Origin of the sequence: Streptomyces odonnellii (assembly GCF_000981895.1) — a bacterium.
Classification (GTDB): Bacteria; Actinomycetota; Actinomycetes; order Streptomycetales; family Streptomycetaceae; genus Streptomyces; species Streptomyces odonnellii.
Window position 1 is genome coordinate 1 of record NZ_LATD01000259.1, and the last position, 6112, is coordinate 6112.

The following is a 6112-nucleotide window of genomic DNA, read 5'->3' on the forward strand; positions in this document are numbered from 1 at the left end:
CCCAACCGGCACCCCCGCCCCGAACCCGGCACCGAGACCGACACCCACCGCTGGTGGGCGCTCGCCGTCATCGCGACCGCTCAGCTCATGGTCGTCCTCGACGCCACCATCGTGAACATCGCCCTGCCGTCCGCCCAGCGCGAACTCGGCCTCACCAACGGCAACCGCCAGTGGGTGATCACCGCCTACACCCTGGCCTTCGGCGGTCTGCTGCTCCTCGGCGGCCGGATCGCCGACCTCGTCGGCCGCAAACGCACCTTCGTCATCGGCCTCATCGGCTTCGCCGCTGCCTCCGCGATCGGCGGCGCGTCCACCGGCCCCGAGATGCTGTTCCTCGCACGCGCGCTCCAGGGCGCCTTCGCCGCTCTCCTCGCCCCGTCCGCGCTCTCGCTGCTCACCACCACCTTCACCAGAGGCGACGAACGCGCCAAGGCCTTCGGCGTGTTCAGCGCGCTCGCCGGCGCGGGATCAGCGATCGGGCTGCTCGTCGGCGGCGTCCTCACCGAGTTCCTGAGCTGGCGGTGGTGCCTCTACGTCAACGTCCCGATCGCCGCCATCGCCGTCATCGGCGCGTACGCCCTGCTCAGCGACCGGGCCGGCACCCGAGGCACCCACGGCGCGCACCTCGACATCCCCGGGGTGATCCTCGGCTGCGGCGGGCTCGTCGCCCTGGTGTACGGGCTGAGCGAGGCCGAGATCCAGGGCTGGAGCGCCCCGCTCGTCCTGGGCCTGCTCACCGGCGGTGCCGCGCTGCTCAGCGGATTCGCGTGGTGGCAGACCCGTACACCGCGGCCGCTGCTGCCCCCGCACATCGTCCGCGACCGCAACCGCGGCGGCTCGATGCTCATCATGTGCCTGACGACCATCGGGCTGTTCGGGGCGTTCCTCTTCATGACGTACTTCCTGCAGACCGTCCTCGGCTACTCGCCCCTCAGAACCGGACTGGCCTTCCTGCCGCTAACCGCCTCGATCGTCATCGGATCGACCCAGATCTCCGCCCGGCTGCTGCCGCACGTACCGCCGCGCTACCTCATCGGCCCCGGGCTGCTGCTCGGCGCGGCGGGGCTGTACTCGCTGACCTTCATCGACACCCACTCCAGCTACCCGACGCACATCCTGCCCGGCACCGTGCTGCTCGGCCTCGGACTCGGCCTCACCTTCATGCCCGCCATCGCCACCGGCACCTCGGGCGTGGCCGCCAGGGACTCTGGCGTCACCTCGGCGACCGTCAACACCGCGCAACAGGTCGGCGGCTCCATCGGTACGGCCCTGCTCAACACGATCGCGATCACCACGACGAGTACGTATCTGGCGGCGGCGAAGCCGGACGGCCTCACCCCGCCCGAGCGAACGGCCCTGGTCAACACGGCGATGGTCCACGGCTTCACGGTCGCCCTGGCCTGGGCGGCCGCCATCCTGGTCGCCGCGGCGGTCGTAGCCGTACTCGTCATCACGGGCGCGTCTCCGCGCACCCGCGAATCAACAACCGACGCCACCCCGTGACGTGCCGGGGCCACGCCCCGTCGACGCATAACCGAGAATCACGCCGGACAGAAGATCCCCGCGGACGCCATGCTGAGAACGACCTGCAAGGCGCTGAGAGGGGAACAGCGATGGCGCGAAGGCTCCGGTTCATCGGCACCAACTCCGGAAGCGACGGCTGCCCAACCCTGTATGAAGACCTGGACAGCGGGGAGGTCCTGGTCCAAGGCGATGCGGTGACCGATCCCGACGACATCTCACAGCTCCGGAACGTCAAGGATGGGGAGGGGTTCGTGGTCGTACCGCGCGTGTTACTGGCGGACTTCGCGCCCAAGGAGGCGGAAAGGGCTCCCGAGATGATCAGCTTCGACGAGTTCGAGGCCATGTTCAGGACGTGTGAGCACACCGCGTGGCGGCTGGAGTCCCGGCGCCGGTACGCCTCCGACGAGGAGACCGAGACATACCACCGCTTCGTGCGCGGGGAGGATCCCGGCTGGGACCTGGACGACCCCTGGTGCGTGAACCGGCGCGAGCAGTCGGCCCTGGGCAAGCGGTTCGAGCGGGTGCGCGTCGTGGACAGCCCGCCGACCGTCGGACAGCGCTACCTCCTGGACAACGCGCGCCGGAACAGCGCGGTGGGCGAGGACATCCGCAACCTGTGGCGCGCCGACGCGGAGCGCCTGCGGCTGCCGGACGACGACTTCTGGCTGTTCGACTCCCGGGTCATCGCCCGGCTGCACTTCGATGACGACGACCAGCTCACCGGAGTCGAGCTGATCACCGACCCAGTCGAGGTCTCGCGCGCCTGCCAGGTGCGGGACGCCGCGTGGCACCACGCCGTCCCGTACGAGCGGTTCACGGAACAGGTGCCCTCCAGCGCGTGACAACCGACTTCCAGCAGGCGAGAGTTGCCCTCGGTGCGCGGCTGCGTGAGCTGCGCACCGATCGGTGTCTCACGGGCCGCGAGCTGGCGGCCCGGCTCGGCTGGACGCAGTCGAAGGTCAGCAAGTTGGAGACCGGCCGCCAGACCGCCACGGTGAACGACCTGCTGGCATGGGCGAACGGCACGGACCACCCCGGGGCCGCGGAGGAGCTGGTCGTCCGGCTCCGGAGCCTGGAATCCCGGTCCCGGGCATGGCGCCGGCAGCTCGCGACCGGACACAAGCCCGTCCAGGACACACTCACGGCGGAATACGAGCGGTCCACGACGGTCCGGGGCTGGGAAGGTTCCATGGTGGCCGGAATCCTCCAGACCGCCGAGTACGCCCGCCACATCTTCACCCGGTACGCCGACCTCCACCAGTCCGTACGCGACACGGAGGAAGCCGTACGGGCCCGTGTGAAGCGCCAGGAGCTGCTGTACGAGCCGGGCAGGACGTTCCACATCGTGATGTGGGAAGCCGCACTGCGGGCCTTGGTCTGCCCGCCCCAGGTCATGGCCGCACAGCTCGACCGCCTGACGGGCGTGCTCGGCCTGGACACCGTCTCTCTAGGCATCGTGCCGTTCGGCGCTTCGCTCAAGCTCCCGCCCGCCAACGGCTTCTGGATTTATGACGACCGTCTGGTCATCGCGGAGGACTGGCACGCGGAACTCTGGCTGGACGACGCGGACAGCGTGGGCGTCTACCAGAAAGTGTGGCGGGCCCTTTCGGAGTCCGCTGTCCACGGCGCCGAGGCCCACCGCGTCATCGCCCGTGCCCGGCACGCGCTCGGCACGCGCTCGGCACGTCTGAGAGCGCTCCCACGAATCCTCCCGAGCGGCGCCGCTCGGCGCGAGAATCACGGAGCATCAGCGCCCGCCCGCAAGGCCGTTGGCGTCTAGCGTCGTTCTCATCGAGAGCCCGCCGGTACGAGCCGGCTGCGGCGATCAGCACCGTCAACACGACAAGGAGCACACCTTCATGAGCGACGGCAAGCACGGCGGCGGAACAGGAGACGGCCAGGGCGGCGGGCAGCAGGACGACAGCAACTCCGGTGCCGGACACGGCGGCGGTGGATCGGAGGGCCAGGACTCCGGTCACAGCGACACCAACGGCAGCGGCACCAAGTGACCGGGCATCCCACGACGGAGGCCGGCCCCCAGGGGCTGGCCTCCCGTCTCATTGGCGCCGGGGCCCTGACCTCCGACTGGCTCCCCGCCTTCCGGGCGGTGCCCAGGGAGGCGTTCGTACCGGATGTGATCTGGCCCGGCGTGACCCGGAGCACCGGAGCGGTGGAAGCTGTCGACCGCCGGACCGACCCCGAGATGTGGCTGCGGGCGGTCTATTCGGACGTGTCCCTCACCACACAGTGGGACGACGGGGCACACACCGGGAGCGGCCAGGGCAGGAACCCGACCTGCAGCAACTCCCAGCCCTCCATGGTGTTCTCCATGCTGGCGGCCCTGGACGTCCGGCCAGGAGCGGCCGTCCTGGAACTGGGGACCGGTACGGGCTGGAACGCGGCGCTGCTGTGCGAACGGGTCGGCTCACCCGGCGTGGTGACCATCGAGTTCGACCCGGAGAACGCCGCTTCCGCCCACGCCCGGATCAGAGCCGCCGGATACGATCCCGTCACCGTCGTCGGAGACGGATCCCTGGGCTGGGAGCCGGGCGCCCCCTACGACCGAGTGCTGATCACGGCCTCACTCGCGGAGATCCCGGCCGAGATCGTCCGGCAGACCAGACCCGGGGGAATCATGGTCTCCCCGTACGCCACGGGGTACGGCGGCGAGGGAATCGTCCGCCTCACTGTCCGGGAGGACGGGAGCGCATCCGGCCCGTTCGTCGGTCCGTCCGCCTTCATGCGGCTGCGGCAGCAACGCACCCACCGGCGCCATGTGAGGGACTACCTGGGCGGCAGGCCCTGGCCCGCGGACGGCCGCCGGACGGTTACGGCGCTGTCGCCCGAGAGCGTGGCGGACTGGCTCCCCATGTTCGCCGTCGGGCTCCAGACCGTCGGCATGTTCCCGTACGCGGAGCGCTACCCCGACGGGTCGTACACGCTCTGGCTCCGCGACACCGATGTGACCTCATGGGCATCAGCCGACTTCGTCCCAGGCGCGGACGAGTTCGAGGTCTACCAGTGCGGCCCTCGCGACCTGTGGGGAGAACTCACCACCTCCTACGCCTGGTGGGACGGCCAGGGCTGTCCCGGGTTCGAGCGCTTCGGCCTGACCATCACCCCTGGCGGTGCCCACACGGCGTGGCTGGACTCCCCGGAGCATCCGGTACCGACCGTGGGATAAACCGTGGCCCGTCTGTCGCCTGCCCGGCGCCCCACTCGTGGTGCCGGGCAGGGGTGCTCCTCGGCCTGCGGGCCGGGGCGGGAAGGGGGCCGCCACGCGCCGCCACGCCCCCGTCGACGTCTCCGCCACATGCACGGCGACGCCCGCCACATGCACGGCTACGCCCCCGCTCGTGCTCCCAGTGTGCGCAGGGCCTCGTCCGTCAGGCGGAATACCGTCCACTCGTCCTGCGCCACCGCTCCCAGTGAGCGGTAGAAGCCGATCGACGGCTCGTTCCAGTCCAGGACCGACCACTCCAGCCGACCGTAGCCGCGCTCCACGCAGATCCGGGCCAGTTCCGTCAGGAGCGCCTTGCCGTGTCCACCGCCGCGGCTGGCGGGGCGTACGTACAGGTCCTCCAGGTAGATGCCGTGCACCCCGCGCCAGGTCGAGAAGTTCAGGAACCAGAGTGCGAAGCCGACCGGTTCGCCGTCGTCGTCCGACTCCGCGATGTGCGCGAAGGCCGCCGGGTGCTCCCCGAACAGCGCCTCGTGGAGCTGTGCCTCGGTCGCCCGGGCCTCGTCCAGGCACTTCTCGTATTCCGCCAGCTCACGGATCATCGTGTGGATCACCGGAACGTCGGCGGCAGTGGCAGTACGAATCATGACCGCAGCCTGCCCTCTCCCCGGCTCACCGTGCCAGCAGTGACCGAGCGATGGACACCTGGACCGGGTCCAGTCGCCGGTCGCCCTCCCTCAGCCGCCAGAGGCAGTTCTGCAGCACGCGGCCGAGGGTCCAGGCGCGCGCCCGGGACCGGTCCAGGGCCAGCACCTCCGTCATCAGGTCGAAGCGCCACAGGGTCTGCGCGTCGGCCGATCCCCTGCCGGGGCCCGTGCCAGTGTTCGTGCTGGTGTCCGTGCGCGTACTGGTGCCCGTGCCCGTGCTGGCGCCGTCCAAAGCGCCGAACCGGTTCACCAGCGCCGGCAGCAGCTCGAACCCCGGGTCCCCCGCCAGCGGCTTCGGATCGATCGCCAGCCACGGTTCACGCTCCGCGGCCAGCACGTTCTCGTAATGCAGATCCCAGTGCAGCAGCCGGTCCCCCGGCTCGGCCGCCACCTCGCGCACCGCCGCCGCACAGTCCCGTACGAGCCGCCGCTCGCCCTCGTCCACCAGCGCCCCCGCCAGCACCGGCGCCTCGTCCAGCATCCGCGCGACGGCATCCCCCAGCGTCCGCAGACCCGCCGGAGCCGGCACCGACGTCAGCCGCGCCAGCAACTCGGCCAGAATCCGGACCGCCTCCCGTATCGGCACCCCACTCAGATCGCGCGGCGGCAGATCACGCGGAGCACTCGGACCGCCAGGATCGCCCGAACCGGACAGCCCGCAGGCCCCGGACAGCCCGCCGGCCCCAGGAACCCCACCCAC

At 70.8% G+C, this 6112-nt stretch carries 7 protein-coding genes; 5 read left to right on the plus strand and 2 right to left on the minus strand.

Annotated elements, in window-relative coordinates; all coding sequences use genetic code 11:
* From WH07_RS23230 to WH07_RS23245, 5 genes are all read left to right on the plus strand, one after another.
* A partial coding sequence (locus WH07_RS23230; RefSeq protein WP_046503365.1) for an MFS transporter occupies positions 1–1503 on the plus strand: 1503 nt, incomplete at its 5' end.
* A 110-nt stretch (positions 1504–1613) separates the two neighbouring features.
* Positions 1614–2366 (plus strand): DUF6879 family protein, encoded by a 753-nt coding sequence (locus WH07_RS23235; protein ID WP_046503368.1) that lies wholly within the window; start codon positions 1614–1616, stop codon positions 2364–2366.
* Positions 2363–3304 (plus strand): helix-turn-helix domain-containing protein, encoded by a 942-nt coding sequence (locus WH07_RS23240; protein WP_063775814.1) that lies wholly within the window; start codon positions 2363–2365, stop codon positions 3302–3304. The genes WH07_RS23235 and WH07_RS23240 overlap by 4 nt, the downstream gene beginning before the upstream one ends.
* A 79-nt stretch (positions 3305–3383) precedes the next feature.
* Positions 3384–3533, plus strand: a complete 150-nt coding sequence (locus WH07_RS40480; protein ID WP_198533874.1) for a hypothetical protein — start codon at positions 3384–3386, stop codon at positions 3531–3533.
* Positions 3530–4708, plus strand: coding sequence for a methyltransferase domain-containing protein (locus WH07_RS23245; protein ID WP_198533875.1), 1179 nt, complete (start codon positions 3530–3532; stop codon positions 4706–4708). Before WH07_RS40480 ends, WH07_RS23245 begins: the two co-directional genes overlap by 4 nt.
* A gap of 158 nt (positions 4709–4866) precedes the next feature.
* On the opposite strand, the gene WH07_RS23250 is transcribed toward WH07_RS23245, so the two are convergent.
* Both WH07_RS23250 and WH07_RS37955 read right to left on the minus strand, forming a co-directional pair.
* Positions 4867–5352 carry a GNAT family N-acetyltransferase gene (locus WH07_RS23250; protein ID WP_046503370.1) on the minus strand — a complete coding sequence of 162 codons (486 nt, stop codon included), beginning with the start codon at positions 5350–5352 and terminating at the stop codon, positions 4867–4869.
* Between the two features lie 25 nt (positions 5353–5377).
* A partial coding sequence (locus tag WH07_RS37955; RefSeq protein WP_106409660.1) for an aminoglycoside phosphotransferase family protein occupies positions 5378–6112 on the minus strand: 735 nt, incomplete at its 5' end.